General features: G+C 67.3%; 11 protein-coding genes. 1 reads left to right on the top strand and 10 read right to left on the bottom strand.

Features of this window, described 5'->3' with window-relative positions; genetic code table 11:
- Window positions 1-16: 16 nt before the first annotated feature.
- The 5 genes from AC1REK_RS19635 to dapA form a co-directional block, all read right to left on the bottom strand.
- Window positions 17-781: an amino acid ABC transporter ATP-binding protein gene (locus AC1REK_RS19635; protein ID WP_327523536.1), complete on the bottom strand. Its 765-nt coding sequence runs from the start codon at window positions 779-781 to the stop codon at window positions 17-19.
- Between the two features lie 7 nt (window positions 782-788).
- Window positions 789-1451 carry an amino acid ABC transporter permease gene (locus tag AC1REK_RS19630; protein ID WP_327523537.1) on the bottom strand — a complete coding sequence of 221 codons (663 nt, stop codon included), beginning with the start codon at window positions 1449-1451 and terminating at the stop codon, window positions 789-791.
- A gap of 97 nt (window positions 1452-1548) precedes the next feature.
- Window positions 1549-2397, bottom strand: coding sequence for a transporter substrate-binding domain-containing protein (locus tag AC1REK_RS19625; protein WP_316018062.1), 849 nt, complete (start codon window positions 2395-2397; stop codon window positions 1549-1551).
- Between the two features lie 118 nt (window positions 2398-2515).
- Entirely contained in the window at window positions 2516-3943 is a 1428-nt protein-coding gene (locus tag AC1REK_RS19620) for an FAD-binding oxidoreductase (protein WP_492268766.1), read from the bottom strand.
- Between the two features lie 17 nt (window positions 3944-3960).
- On the bottom strand, window positions 3961-4860 hold the full coding sequence (gene dapA, locus AC1REK_RS19615; protein WP_316018064.1) for a 4-hydroxy-tetrahydrodipicolinate synthase: 900 nt from the start codon (window positions 4858-4860) through the stop codon (window positions 3961-3963).
- Window positions 4861-5122: 262 nt separating this feature from the next.
- Between dapA and AC1REK_RS19610 the strand changes: the two genes are divergently transcribed.
- Entirely contained in the window at window positions 5123-5770 is a 648-nt protein-coding gene (locus AC1REK_RS19610; protein ID WP_316018065.1) for a helix-turn-helix domain-containing protein, read from the top strand.
- Window positions 5771-5963: 193 nt separating this feature from the next.
- Here the strand turns inward: AC1REK_RS19610 and iolB are convergent, their stop codons facing one another.
- Genes iolB through AC1REK_RS19585 form a run of 5 tightly spaced genes read right to left on the bottom strand, consistent with a single transcriptional unit; the run spans window position 5964 to window position 12291 of the window.
- Window positions 5964-6767 carry a 5-deoxy-glucuronate isomerase gene (gene iolB, locus AC1REK_RS19605; protein WP_492268767.1) on the bottom strand — a complete coding sequence of 268 codons (804 nt, stop codon included), beginning with the start codon at window positions 6765-6767 and terminating at the stop codon, window positions 5964-5966.
- A gap of 13 nt (window positions 6768-6780) precedes the next feature.
- Window positions 6781-7680, bottom strand: coding sequence for a myo-inosose-2 dehydratase (gene iolE / locus AC1REK_RS19600; protein WP_492268768.1), 900 nt, complete (start codon window positions 7678-7680; stop codon window positions 6781-6783).
- Between the two features lie 15 nt (window positions 7681-7695).
- The gene (gene iolD, locus AC1REK_RS19595) at window positions 7696-9537 is read right to left on the bottom strand and encodes a 3D-(3,5/4)-trihydroxycyclohexane-1,2-dione acylhydrolase (decyclizing) (RefSeq protein ID WP_492268769.1); all 1842 of its coding nucleotides are present in this window, start codon (window positions 9535-9537) and stop codon (window positions 7696-7698) included.
- Window positions 9538-9548: 11 nt separating this feature from the next.
- The gene (locus tag AC1REK_RS19590) at window positions 9549-11450 is read right to left on the bottom strand and encodes a bifunctional 5-dehydro-2-deoxygluconokinase/5-dehydro-2-deoxyphosphogluconate aldolase (RefSeq protein ID WP_492268770.1); all 1902 of its coding nucleotides are present in this window, start codon (window positions 11448-11450) and stop codon (window positions 9549-9551) included.
- Entirely contained in the window at window positions 11443-12291 is an 849-nt protein-coding gene (locus AC1REK_RS19585; protein ID WP_492268771.1) for a MurR/RpiR family transcriptional regulator, read from the bottom strand. The genes AC1REK_RS19590 and AC1REK_RS19585 overlap by 8 nt, the downstream gene beginning before the upstream one ends.
- Between the last annotated feature and the right edge of the window lie 49 nt (window positions 12292-12340).

Below are 12340 nucleotides of genomic sequence, written 5' to 3'. Positions count from 1 at the left end.
GTCCTGCCCTCAGGGCTCAGCCGCGATTGTGGAAGTGGCTGAGGAAGGCGCGGGTCGCTTCTTCCTTCGGGCTGTCGATGACCTCACGGGCCGGCCCTTCCTCGACGATCACCCCGTCGCGCATGAAGACGAGGCGGTCGGCGACCTCGCGGGCGAAGCCGATCTCGTGGGTGACGATGATCATCGTCATGCCTTCGGCCGCAAGCGCGCGCATGACGTTCAGCACCTCGCCGACGAGCTCCGGGTCGAGTGCCGAGGTCGCCTCGTCGAAGAGCATGACCGAGGGCTCCATCGCCAGCGCGCGGGCGATGGCGACACGCTGCTTCTGTCCGCCGGAGAGCTTGTTCGGGAAGACATCGACCTTGTCGCTGAGGCCGACCTTGTCGAGCAGCCGCCGGGCGAGCGCGTCAGCCTCCGCCTTCGGCATGTTCTTCACCGAGAGCGGACCCTCCATGACGTTCTGGAGAACCGTCATGTGCGGGAACAGGTTGAAGTGCTGGAACACCATGCCGGTGTTGGAGCGGAAGCGCGCCTGTTCGCGCACGCCTGGCAGCTTGGCGCCGCCGTCGAAGGCGAAGACGTCGTCGCCGATGCGGATACGTCCGCCTTCCGGGACGACGAGCAGGTTCATGCAACGCAACAAGGTGGATTTGCCGGAGCCCGAGGGCCCGATCAGCGCGATGACCGCGCCGGCTTCCACCTTGAGGTTGATGTCACGCAGGACGACGAGGTCGCCGAACTGTTTGCGCAGGCCCGAGATTTCGATCTTGCTGGTGGTCATCTCTGCCTCAATTGCTCTGCGACAGGCGCTTCTCGGCGCGCTTGACGATCACGGTCGCCGGCAGCAGGACTACGAAGTAGATCGCGGCGATCACGGTGTAGACCTCGAGGGCGCGATAGGTCTCCATGGCGACGATCTGGCCCTGGTAGAGCAGGTCCGGCACCGCCAGTACCGAAACCAGCGAAGTGTTCTTGAACTGGATGATCGACTGGTTCATCAGCGGCGGGATCATCCGCTTGATCGCCTGCGGCAGAACGATGCGGCGCATCACCTTGCCGGGGGTCATGCCGAGCGCGAGCCCCGCCTCGCTCTGCCCGGTCTCGATCGAGACGATGCCGCCGCGAATGACCTCGGCATAGAACGAGCCGCCATAGAGCGAGAGCGTCACGACCGCCGCCGTCAGCGCGTCGATCTTGATGCCCGTCAGCATCGGCAGCGCGTAGTAGAACCAGAGCAGCAGCACGAGCAGCGGCGTCAGCCGGAACATCTCGATATAGAGCCAGGACAGCCAGCGCAGCGCCGGCGAGCGCGACAATTGCGCGAGACCGGCGATCAGCCCGACGACGAGGCCGAGCAGGACGACTGCAATGGTAAGACCGACCGTCACCGCGGTTCCGGTCAGGAACAGGTCGCGATAGCCCCAGACGGCATCGAAACGCCACGTATACATCTTTTCCCTTTCGCAAGCCTGCCCGGCGACCAGGCCGCAGGAACCGGTGAAACCGCAAGAGGGTCTCCGGCGCGAAGCCGGAGACCCTGTCCCACACTCAGAAGGTGACGCCCGGCGGGATGTCATCCAGCGTCAGGTCGACCTGGGCGAGGCTGTTCACCACCGCCTCGCGGATCAGGCCGAGGCCGCGCGAATAGGTGATCCAGGCCGAGGCGAAGTCGCGCCAGGTCTTGTCGGTCTCGCGGCGCACGATGGCGTTCGAGGTCGAGCCGAACATCGGCTGCGGCACGATGACCTTGCCGAGCCCGGGGTCGCGCTTCACGGCGCGCACGCCGCCCATCCAGAAGATGCTCTGAGCGTCGACGCGGCCGCTACGGAGCGCGAGCGTCGCCTCCTCCAGCGACTTGAAGCGCACGATCTGCGCCTTCGGGCAGAGCCGGGCGGCGACATGGTCGTGCGCCGAGCCGACATCGACCGAAATCTTGATCTTGGGGTCGTTGAGATCGGCCCAGTTCTTCGGCTCGAAGCCGGGACGGGCGATGACGACGAGCGCGCTGTCATAGACCGTGGAGGTGTAGTCGACGACCAGGGCGCGCTTCGGCGTCAGGTTCATGCCGAACATGATGTCGATCTTGTCGGCCTGGATGTCGAGGACGGCGTTGCCCCAGGTGGTCTCGACGATCTCCAGCTGCACATCCATGTCGGCAGCGAGCGCGGTGCCGATGTCGACGAACTGCCCGCCCCATTTGCCGGTCGCCCGGTCCTTGAAGGTCCAGGGCTGGCCGGCGGCGACAGCGCCCATCCGGAGCTTCTTCGAGCTGAGGATGCGCTCGAAGGTATTGGTGGTGGCCGCCTGCGCGCTGGCTTCCTTCGAAGCCAGCGTCAGCGCCGTTGCCGCAACCGCGCCGGCGCCGAGCAGCCCGGCGAGATCCCTGCGTGTCGTCATGTCGTCTCTCCCGATTGAAAACATGCTCCATGGTCGATGGAGCGCGATCCCGCTTGTCTCGGCGGGTAGGCCGTCCCGCGCCCCGAGGGAAGCGCTGGCGGATTTTCTTGCAGCGCCCTCACCCGGCCTTGGCCGGAAGCAGGACACCGGGATTCATCAGCTCATGCGGGTCGAACAGCGCCTTGACCTTGCCCATCAGCTCGTAGCGCAGCGGGTCGGCGAGGCGTTCGAGTTCCTCGGTCAGCTTGCGGCCGACGCCGTGCTCGGCGCTGAAGGTGCCGCGGAAGCGCGCCGCCACGTCATGAACCGCCTGCTCGACTTCGAGCGCGAAGGCTTCCGTATCCGGCAGGCTCGCCCAGAAGGCGCGCTGGAACATCAGGATGTAGTGGACATTGCCGTCGCCGAGATGGCAAACCACCTGGGTCACAGCCTGCGGATAGCGCGCGGCGGCAACCACATCGGCGGCCGCGATGAAGCCTGCGACGTCGGAGGTCCGCACGGCGACGTCGTGGACGACGCCGATGCCCTCCTTCTTGTTGGCCTCGGAGACCGAGTGGCGGACATGCCAGAACTCGTCAGCCTGCTGCTGCGAGGCGGCGACGACGGCATCGACCACCGTGCCCTTTTCCAGGCAGTCGCCGAGGACCTCTTCGAGAATGGCGCCAAGGTCGGTCGATCCATCCTCGCTGCCGAGCTCGATCAGCACCGACCAGGCCGGAATGGCGTCGAAGGGAATGCGGATGCGCTCGACATGGCGAACCACAAGCTCGAACTGCGAGGCGGAGACCAGTTCGAAGGCCTGGATCGCGCTGCCTGCCCGATCCTGCATGGCGGCGAGAAGAGCGACCGCAGCGGCTGGATCGGCCACCGAAACCCAGGCGTGGGCGGTGTTCGGGGTCTGCGGGTGCAGCCGCAGCGCCGCGCCGGTGATGATGCCGAGCGTTCCTTCGGCACCGATGAACAGGTGCCGAAGCATATAGCCGGTATTGTCCTTGCGCAGGGCCGCGAGATCGTCGAGCACGCGGCCATCGGCAAGGACGACCTCCAGCCCGGCGACGAGATCGCGCATCGGCCCGTAGCGGACGACGCCCGTCCCGCCGGCATTGGTCGAGATCAGCCCGCCGATCTGGGCACTGCCCTCGCTGCCGAGATGGAGCGGGAACTGGCGTCCGGCGTTGGCTGCCGCCGTATGCAGGTCGCCGAGCACCACACCGGCATCGACGGTCGCGACATTGCCGGCCCGGTCGATGGCGCGGATCTTGTTCATCCGGCGCAGCGACAGGACGATTCCGGGCTTCTCGGCGCGACCACTCTCGGGCACCGCACCGAAGCACAGCCCCGTATTGCCGCCGACCGGGAAGACCGGCTGGCCGTGCTCGGCGCAGAGCCGCATAACGGCTGCGACCTCGGCGGTGGAGGCCGGGGCAACGACGCAGAGCGCCCTGCCCTGGCGCCGCTCGCGCCAATCGGTCAGCCAGGGGGCCATCTCGCCGGGATCGGCGATGAGCCCCTTGTCGCCAACGATATCGCGCAGCCGATCGAGCACGATGCGGTTCCCTTCGTTCAGGCGAGGCTGACCGATTTCGCCTGTTTGGCGGCGGTCTCGAGCTTGGCGATCGTCTCGGCGCTCGGGCCCTGCAGCGGCAGGCGGACGCCGCCGACCGGCATGCCGGCAAGCGCCATGTAGCGCTTCAGCGGGCCGGGATTGGTCTCGACATAGATCGAATCGATGACCGGATCGATCTTGTCCTGGAGCTTCAGCGCCTCGTTCAGCTTGCCCTGCTTGGCGAGCTCGAAGATCTCGATCCAGATCTTCGGATAGATCGTCGCCGAAGCCAGGACGCCGCCACGGGCGCCGAGTGCGACATGGGTCGCGAACAGGGGCTCCTCGCCGCTGAGGATCGCGATCTTGTCGCCGGCGTACTTCACCGTGCGGATATAGTCCGGCATGTCATAGGACGAGTACTTCATGCCGATGATCGAGCCGTCCTCGGCCATCGCCTGTACCGTGTCGGCGAAGGCGGAGACGGTGGTGCGGCGCGGGATCTGGTAGAGCATGACCGGCAGGTCGAGCGAGTCCCGGTAGCGCCGGAAATAGGCGCGCATGCCGTCCTGGGTGCCGGGCGCATAATAGGGGGTGACCGTCATCACCGCGGCGGCGCCCGCCGCCGCGAAGTCGCGGCCGGCTTCCAGAGCGTCCTCGAAACCGGTCGAGAGCACACCCGGGATCACCGGCTTGCCATCGGCGGCCTCGACGCAGGTCGCAACGATGGTGCGGCGCTCGTCACGAGAGAAGGCAGGATACTCGCCCGTGCCGCCGATCGGCACGATGCCGGCCGCGCCAGCGTCGAGCTGAAAGCGCACCAGCTTCTTCAGGGCCTTGACGTCGACAGACCCATCCTCGGCGAGCGGGGTGACGATGGCCGTGTAGAGGCCGTTCAACTGGTCTTTCGTGAGCGTCATCAAGCGTTTCCCTTGTCTAGCTGCCAACCGGATTCAAGCCGGCGCATGCCCTGGACGGAGCGTCGCGCAGCGGTTTGCCGGCTCGTCAGCCAATCCAACGCTCATCCACCATTCGACCGATGTCAATACTAAGATATAAAAATCCACTATCCGACAATTTGTGGAGCATTATGGATCAAGCGCTTTCCATGCCCTATGCTGCCCGCTATGAGAGTCCGGGCCGGAGGCATTGCAGCCTTCCGGCTGCGCCAGGGAGATCAGGATGCCGGAAATCTCGTCGCTCGACCGGGACGACACGGCCCGCGGCGCAGGCCGCCCGGTCGATCACGATTCCGAGGACGCGCGGGGGCATCTCGACATCGGCGCGCGGCTGCTGAAGGTGCGCAAGCGCCGCGGGCTGACCTTGCAGGATGCGAGCCGGCTGACCGGCGTCTCTTCCTCGGCGTTCTCGAAGATCGAGCGCAACGAGCTTTCGCCGACCATCTCGACGATGCAGCGCATCGCGCAGGGGCTCGGCATCGAGCTGGTCTCCCTGCTCAACGACCAGGACAACGATCCTGGCGCCTTCCGCGGCCGGCGCAGCGTGACGCGGGCCGGCGCCGGAAGCCGCCATGCGACGGTGACCTGCAACAACATGCTGCTGTGCGCCGACCTCAAGAACAAGCGCGCGACGCCGATCCTGACCACGGTGACGGCACGCTCGCCGGACGATTATCCGGCCTGGGCCAAGTCGGAGGCCGAGATCTTCGTGATGGTGATGGAAGGCACGCTGATCGTGCACAGCGCGCTCTATGAGCCGCTCGAGCTCAACAAGGGCGATTCGGTCTATTACGACGCGAGCACCGAGCACACCTGGACCTCTTCGGGTCCGACAGACGCCGTCGTGCTCTGGGTGCTGGTCGATCTCTGAGGCAGGGTTTCAACCGCGGGTGGCGGAAGTCAGAAAGACCCTTCCAGCTCAAAGACCTGAAGCGCCTTTCGCAGATTTTGATTCAGGCTCGCGGCATTCCTCCCGTCATCCCGGACAAGCCGCGAAGCGGCGCAGCGCCGGGATGACGAGGCAAGGTCGACCGCGTGCGCAGGCGACCGACGACCCGCCGTGCCTAGCGCGGCATCAGCCAATCATGGGCGGGATCGTTGGCGAACTTCCAGATCCGCTTCGGGCCGGCCATCACATTGAGATAATAGAGATCGTAGCCATGCGGCGCGCCGACGGGATGATAGCCCTTCGGCACCAGCACGACATCGCCATTCTCGAAGCTCATGGTCTCGTCGAGCGAGCGGTCATCGGTATAGACGCGCTGGAAGCCGAAGCCCTGCGGCGGGTTCAGCCGGTGGTAATAGGTTTCCTCCAGCTGCGATTCGTCAGGCAGCCGGTCCTCGTCATGCTTGTGCGGCGGATAGCTCGACCAGTTGCCGGCCGGGGTGATCACCTCGACCACGAGCAGCCCGTCGGCGGCTTCGGTTTCGGGGAGGATGTTGCGGACATGGCGGACATTGCTGCCCTGGCCGCGCGTCAGGCAGCCGACATCGGCGGGCGCGATCAGGCGCGGCGGGCGCTGGCCGACGATCCCCGGCGCCGAACAGATCGCGAGTTCGCACGGCCCACGTGCGGCAACGCTCCAGGCGGAGCCGGCAGGCACATAGAGCGACCAGGGATCGGCCTCGAAGGGCGAAGCCCGACCGCCCATTACTCCGAAATCCTGACCATCGGCACGGGCCGCCACCTTGCCCGAGAGCAGGACGAGGCAATGCTCCCGCTCGCCGGTCTCGCGCGACAGGGTCTGACCGTCGGCAAGGCGGTGGACGGCGAAGCCGACATGGCCCCAACCCGCCGTCTCCGGCGTGATCTCATGGATGCGCCCATCGGCATCGGGGACCTGCGGTTTCACCAGCAACTTCGACATGGCGATCCCGGGCTCAAACGAGCCCGGCCTCCTTCAGGCTCGCCTCGAGATGGGCGACGCCCTTCTTGGCATAGGTCAATGGATGGGCTTTTTCGGGGTCCTGCTCGGCCTCGACGACAACCCAGCCGGAATAGCCGGGCAGCGCCTTGAACACTGCAGGGTAGTCGACCATGCCGTCGCCCGGCACGGTGTAGACCCCGAGATCGGCGCCCTTGCCGAGGATCGCGTCGAGGAAACTCCAGTCTTCCGCCCTCGCCTGCTCCATCACAGACTTACGGACGTCCTTGGCGTGGACATGGCTGATGCGGGCGCGATAGCGCCGCGCCAGCTTGACCGGATCGGCCCCGCCCCAGGTCGCGTGGCCGGTGTCGAGCAGCAGATGCGCGGCCTCGCCGGTCGCCGCCATGAAGGCGTCGATATCGGCCTCGCTCTCGACGATCGTGCCCATATGGTGGTGGTAGACCAGCCTGACGCCCTCGGCGAGCGTTCGCTCGGCGACCTCGGTGATCCGCGCTCCGAACTGCGCCCAGTCGCCCGCCTCCATCACCGGGCGCTGCGACAAGGGCTTGCTGCGGTCGCCATGGATCGCATTCGAGGTCTCGGCGAAGACCAGCACGTTCGAGCCCATCGCCTTGAGCAGATCGAGATGCGGTCGCAGATGCTTCATCTCCTCCTCGGCATCGCGCTTCAGCAGCTCCGCCGAATACCAGCCGGAGATGCAGGCCATGCCGAAGGGCGCGAGCGCAGCCTTCAGGGCCTTGGGCTCACGCGGAAACTTGTGGCCGAGCTCCATGCCGACGAAGCCGGCCTCCCGAGCCTCGGCCAGGCAGGTCTCGAGCGAGGTCGCGCCGCCGATCTCCTGCAAATCATCATTCGACCAGCCGATGGGATTGGCGCCGATACGGATAGACATGTCATCCTCTTTGACTCAGTTGTCGCGCGCGGCGAGCGCGCCGTCATAGCGCTGGCGCGCCGCCTTGACCTCGTCGCGCACAGAAACCTCGGGCACCGCGACCTCCCACCAGTGCCCGCCGGCATCGGTCGAGATCAGCGGGTCGGTGTCGATGACAATCACGCTGGTCCGATCGTGGCCGCGGGCCTCCGCGAGTGCGGTTTCCAGCTCAGCCAGGCTCGCGACCTTGCGGGAGATCGCGCCCATCGCGCCGGCATGGGCGGCGAAGTCGACCTCCGGAAGCACCTCATGGCGGGCATCGCGCAGCAGGTTGTTGAAGGAGGCGCCGCCGGTCGCGTTCTGCAGGCGGTTGATGCAGCCAAACCCCCGGTTGTCGAGCACGACGATGGTGAGCTTGATCCCGAGCATGACCGAGGTCGCGATCTCGGAATTCATCATCAGGTAGGAGCCGTCGCCGACCATGACGACGACCTCGCGGGCCGGGTCGGCGAGCTTGGCCCCGAGGCCGCCGGCGATCTCGTAGCCCATGCAGGAATAGCCGTATTCCATGTGGTAGCCACCCGGCGCGCCGGCTTGCCAGAGCTTGTGCAGTTCACCGGGCAGGCCGCCCGCCGCACAGAGCACGACATCGCTCGCCCGACTCTTGCGCTGCACCGCGCCGATCACCTGCGCATCGCTCGGCAGCGCCGCATTGCCGGCGGCTGTATAGCGGGCAGCGGTCGCGAGCCATGTATCGCGCGAGGCCTGCACCTGCGTCGTCCAGTCAGACGGCGCCCGCCAGCCCGTCAGCGCCGCCTCCAGCTCGGCAAGCCCCGCCCTGGCATCGGCAAGGAGCGGCTGCGCACCGTGCTTGCCGGCATCGAATCCTTGAGTGTTCAGGCCGATGATCCTGCAGTCCGGATCGGCGAACAGCGCACGCGACCCCGTCGTGAAATCCTGCAGGCGCGTGCCGACGGCGAGCACGACATCCGCTGTCTTCGCGGCATCGTTGGCGGCGCCGGTACCGGTGACGCCGATCGCGCCGAGATTGAGCGGATGGTCATGCGGCAGGGCGCTTTTCCCGGCCTGCGTCTCCGCGCTCGGGATACCGTGCGTAAGGCAGAAGCGGGCGAGCTCGCCCTCGGCCTCGCTATAGAGCGCGCCGCCGCCGGTGACGACCAGCGGGCGCCGGGCGCCCTTCAGCAGCGCGACCGCCTGTGCCAGCTCCTGCTCGTCGGGACGCACCCGGCGCGGCTGCCAGATCCGCTCGGCGAAGAAGCTCTCCGGATAGTCGTAAGCCTCAGTCTGCACATCCTGGCAAAGAGCCAAGGTCACCGGGCCGCAGTCGGACGGATCAGTCAGCACCTGCATCGCCCGTTCGAAGGCAGGGATCAGCTGCTCCGGCCGGGTGATCCGGTCGAAATAGCGCGAGACCGGGCGGAAGCAGTCATTGGCGGAGACGGTGCCGTCGCCAAAGTCCTCGATCTGCTGCAGCACCGGGTCGGGCCGGCGCCCAGCGAAGACGTCGCCCGGCAGCAGGAGCAGCGGCAGGCGGTTGACATGGGCGACCGCCGCCGCCGTCACCATATTGGTTGCGCCGGGGCCGATCGAGCTCGTCACCGCCATCATCCGGCGCCGGCGCGAGGCCTTGGCGAAGGCGATCGCGGCGTGCGCCATCGCCTGCTCGTTATGGGCGCGCAGCGTCGGCAGGATGTCGCGGGCGCCATGCAGCGCCTCGCCGAGCCCGGCGACATTGCCATGGCCGAAAATCGCCCAGACGCCGGCGAAGAGCGGCAGCGTGCGGCCGCCGACGCGTGTCTTCTGCGCCGCAATCGCCGCGACGAGCGCCTGCGCCATGGTGAGCCTGATCGTGGCCATCGCCGTTCTCCTCAGCCGCGCTGCCAGGCGCCGACCAACTGGCCGAAGCGCTCGGCCATCATCGCGGTCGCCGCCTCGTCCTCGAGCTTGCCGGCGAGCCAGCCGCGCGCCGCATCGCCGAAGATCGTCCGGCCGACGGCAAAACCCTTCACCGTGCTCGCGCCCTTGGCCAGCCGGAAAGCGGCTTCCAGCTCGGCGGCCGGCGCATCGAGGCCGAGCAGCACGACGCCGCGGCAATAGGGGTCGTTCTCTGCAATCGCGGCATCGACCGCAGCCCAGGCCGCCGCGCTCGGCTGGCCTTCCAGCTTCCACCAGTCCGGCTTGATGCCGATCTCGTAGAGCCGGCGCATGACGCTCGCCATGGTGTCGTCGCCGACCGGCCCGTTCTTCGAGCAGATGATCTCGACCAGCAGCTCGCGGCCGACCTGCCGGCAGGCAAGCGCGACGCGCTTGAGGGTCGCCTCCTGCCCAGCCTTCAGCGCCGCATCGTCATCGGGGTGGTAGAAGGCCAGCACCTTGGCGATGTGATCGACCGGCCATTCGTTCAAGGCCGCGCCCAGCGAGCCGTCCGCATCCGTCTCCAGGCGCAGCGGCCGCGAGCCCGGCACCTCGAGCGGCCGGGCGATCCAGAAACCGTGATCGCCGGCGCGGAACAGCGCCTCGCGGCCATAGCGACCATCGAGCAGCATACCGAAGCCCGGCGCGCCCTTGGCGACCCGCGCCGCGGCATCGACCGCAAGCCGCTTGAAGGCAGGAATGCGCTCGCGCGGTACACCGGCCTCGTCCGCCATCGCCTCGACCTGGGCGCGGTGGTCGATGGCAAGTGCCATCAGCGTTTCGGCCTGCGGCCGCCGGGTCGTCGCCCAATGGACATGGTTGATCGCAACGTCATGGCGCAGTGCCCGATGCGGCGAGCCATGTTTCAGGAAGAACTGCAGTTCGGCGAAGGTCGGGCTCTCCGGCGAGCAGAGCAGGCGCGAGACGGCGAAGGCGCCGCAGGCGTTGGCCCATTTGCAGCAGGTCTCGACCGGCTCGTCGCGGAGCCAGCCGCGCAGGAAGCCGGACATGAAGGCGTCGCCCGCTCCCAGCACATTGTAGACCTCGACCGGAAAGCCCGGGCCCTTGATGCCGTCCTCGATTGATTCTGGGATGGCTCCGGGGAAAACCACACACCCCATCGGGCCGCGCTTGCAGACGATGGTCGCCCGGCTCAGCGCCCGGATGTTGTGGATCGCGGCGAGCGTATCCTCCGAGCCGCCGGCGGCATGCAGTTCCTCTTCCGTGCCGACGATCAGATCGCAGTCCGGCAGGATCGCCTGGAGATGCTGTGTCACGTTGTCCGAGCGGATATAGCGCTCTTCGCCCGCGGCATGGCCGGCGAGGCCCCAGAGATTGGGCCGGTAGTCGACATCGAACACGACCTTGCGGCCATGCTTGCGGGCGAGTGCGATCGCCTTCTTCTGCGCCTTGGCAGCGTTGGGGATCGCGAAATGCGTGCCGGTGACCACGACCGCTTTCGCCGAGGCGATGAAATCCTCGTCGATCTCGCTCTCGTCGAGCGCCGCATCGGCGCAGTCGGTGCGGTAGAAGATCAGCGGAAAAGTCTTCTCGTCGCGCACGCCGAGGATCACCAGCGAGGTCAGCCGCTTGGGATCGACGACGACGCCGCTGGTCTCGACGCCCTCGCGCTGCAGCTGCTCGAGGATGAAGCGGCCCATCTGCTCGTCGCCGACGCGGGTGATCACCGCCGATTTCAGCCCGAGCCTGGCGGTGCCGATGGCAATGTTGGTCGGGCAGCCGCCGACCGCCTTGGAGAAGCTCGCCATGTCCTCGAGCCGGCCGCCGATCTGCTGGCCGTAGAGGTCGACCGAGGAGCGGCCGATGCTGACGAGATCGAGCACGGGTTCAGGCATCGTCGCGGACTTTCTCGGCAGTGCCGACGGCAAGCGTCATCGCAAGCGCGAAGGTCGCGGCCATCGAGCGGAAGGCACCATAATCGGCCTCGCTGACTTCGAGGCAGAGATCGCAATGCGCCGCCAGCGGGCTGAGCGCGTTGTCGGTCAGGACGATGACCGGGACACCGGCAGCCTTGGCCACCGCCGCCATCTCGATCGTCGCCGGGGTGTAGGGCGCGCAGCTCACCGCGAACATCACGTCCCCCGGCCGGGCCATCGCAGCCTGCTCGGCCCCCAGCGACGCGACATTGTCGACCAGCACGGCGCGGATGCCGAGCTTGCCGAAGGCATAGGCGAGATAGGCGACGACCGGGAACATGCGGCGCGCGCCGACGAGCACGATGGTGCGAGCCTCGGCGAGCATGTCGGTTGCCCGCTCGACCAGAGCGGCGTCGAGTCCGCGCCTCAATCGCTTCAGCGAGGCCTCGCCGGCATGGACGAAGCCGTCGAGCAGCGCCGCGGCCATGCCGGGCCCGGCCGCCCCGCCCTCGCGCAAAGCTACGAGCCGCTCGCGATGGTCGGGCAATTGCTGGCGCAGCCTGGTGCGAAAGACCTGCTGCAATTCGCTGAAGCCGGAATAGCCCAGCGCCTGGGCGAAGCGGACCAGGGTCGAGGGCTGGACGCCGGCCTTCTGCGCGATCTGCGAAGCGGTGTTCAACGCCATGTCATCGGGATGGGCCAGAGCATGGTCGGCGACCTGGCGCAGCCGCCGTGGCAGGAGCGGGGCACGCTCGCGCAGCAATGCGACGAAGCCCTCGAAATCCGGCCTTGGCGTTCCCTGCTGAAGCTCTGCGGACATGGGGCTCCAATCGCGTCCGGCCGGCTCTGCGGCGGCCTTGACTTGCGGG

This window comes from Allobosea sp. GW823-FHT02B03 (genome assembly GCF_058797755.1).
Note: the sequence above shows the minus strand (reverse complement) of the source record. Positions and strands in the feature narration are given on the sequence as shown.

Bases quoted from the DNA above. Each gene is read 5' to 3' on its own strand.
- AC1REK_RS19635 (WP_327523536.1), bottom strand. From the start codon at position 781: ATGACCACCAGCAAGATCGAAATCTCGGGCCTGCGCAAACAGTTCGGC.
- AC1REK_RS19630 (WP_327523537.1), bottom strand. From the start codon at position 1,451: ATGTATACGTGGCGTTTCGATGCCGTCTGGGGCTATCGCGACCTGTTC.
- AC1REK_RS19625 (WP_316018062.1), bottom strand. From the start codon at position 2,397: ATGACGACACGCAGGGATCTCGCCGGGCTGCTCGGCGCCGGCGCGGTT.
- dapA (WP_316018064.1), bottom strand. From the start codon at position 4,860: ATGACGCTCACGAAAGACCAGTTGAACGGCCTCTACACGGCCATCGTC.
- AC1REK_RS19610 (WP_316018065.1), top strand. From the start codon at position 5,123: ATGCCGGAAATCTCGTCGCTCGACCGGGACGACACGGCCCGCGGCGCA.
- iolB (WP_492268767.1), bottom strand. From the start codon at position 6,767: ATGTCGAAGTTGCTGGTGAAACCGCAGGTCCCCGATGCCGATGGGCGC.
- iolE (WP_492268768.1), bottom strand. From the start codon at position 7,680: ATGTCTATCCGTATCGGCGCCAATCCCATCGGCTGGTCGAATGATGAT.
- iolD (WP_492268769.1), bottom strand. From the start codon at position 9,537: ATGGCCACGATCAGGCTCACCATGGCGCAGGCGCTCGTCGCGGCGATT.
- AC1REK_RS19590 (WP_492268770.1), bottom strand. From the start codon at position 11,450: ATGCCTGAACCCGTGCTCGATCTCGTCAGCATCGGCCGCTCCTCGGTC.
- AC1REK_RS19585 (WP_492268771.1), bottom strand. From the start codon at position 12,291: ATGTCCGCAGAGCTTCAGCAGGGAACGCCAAGGCCGGATTTCGAGGGC.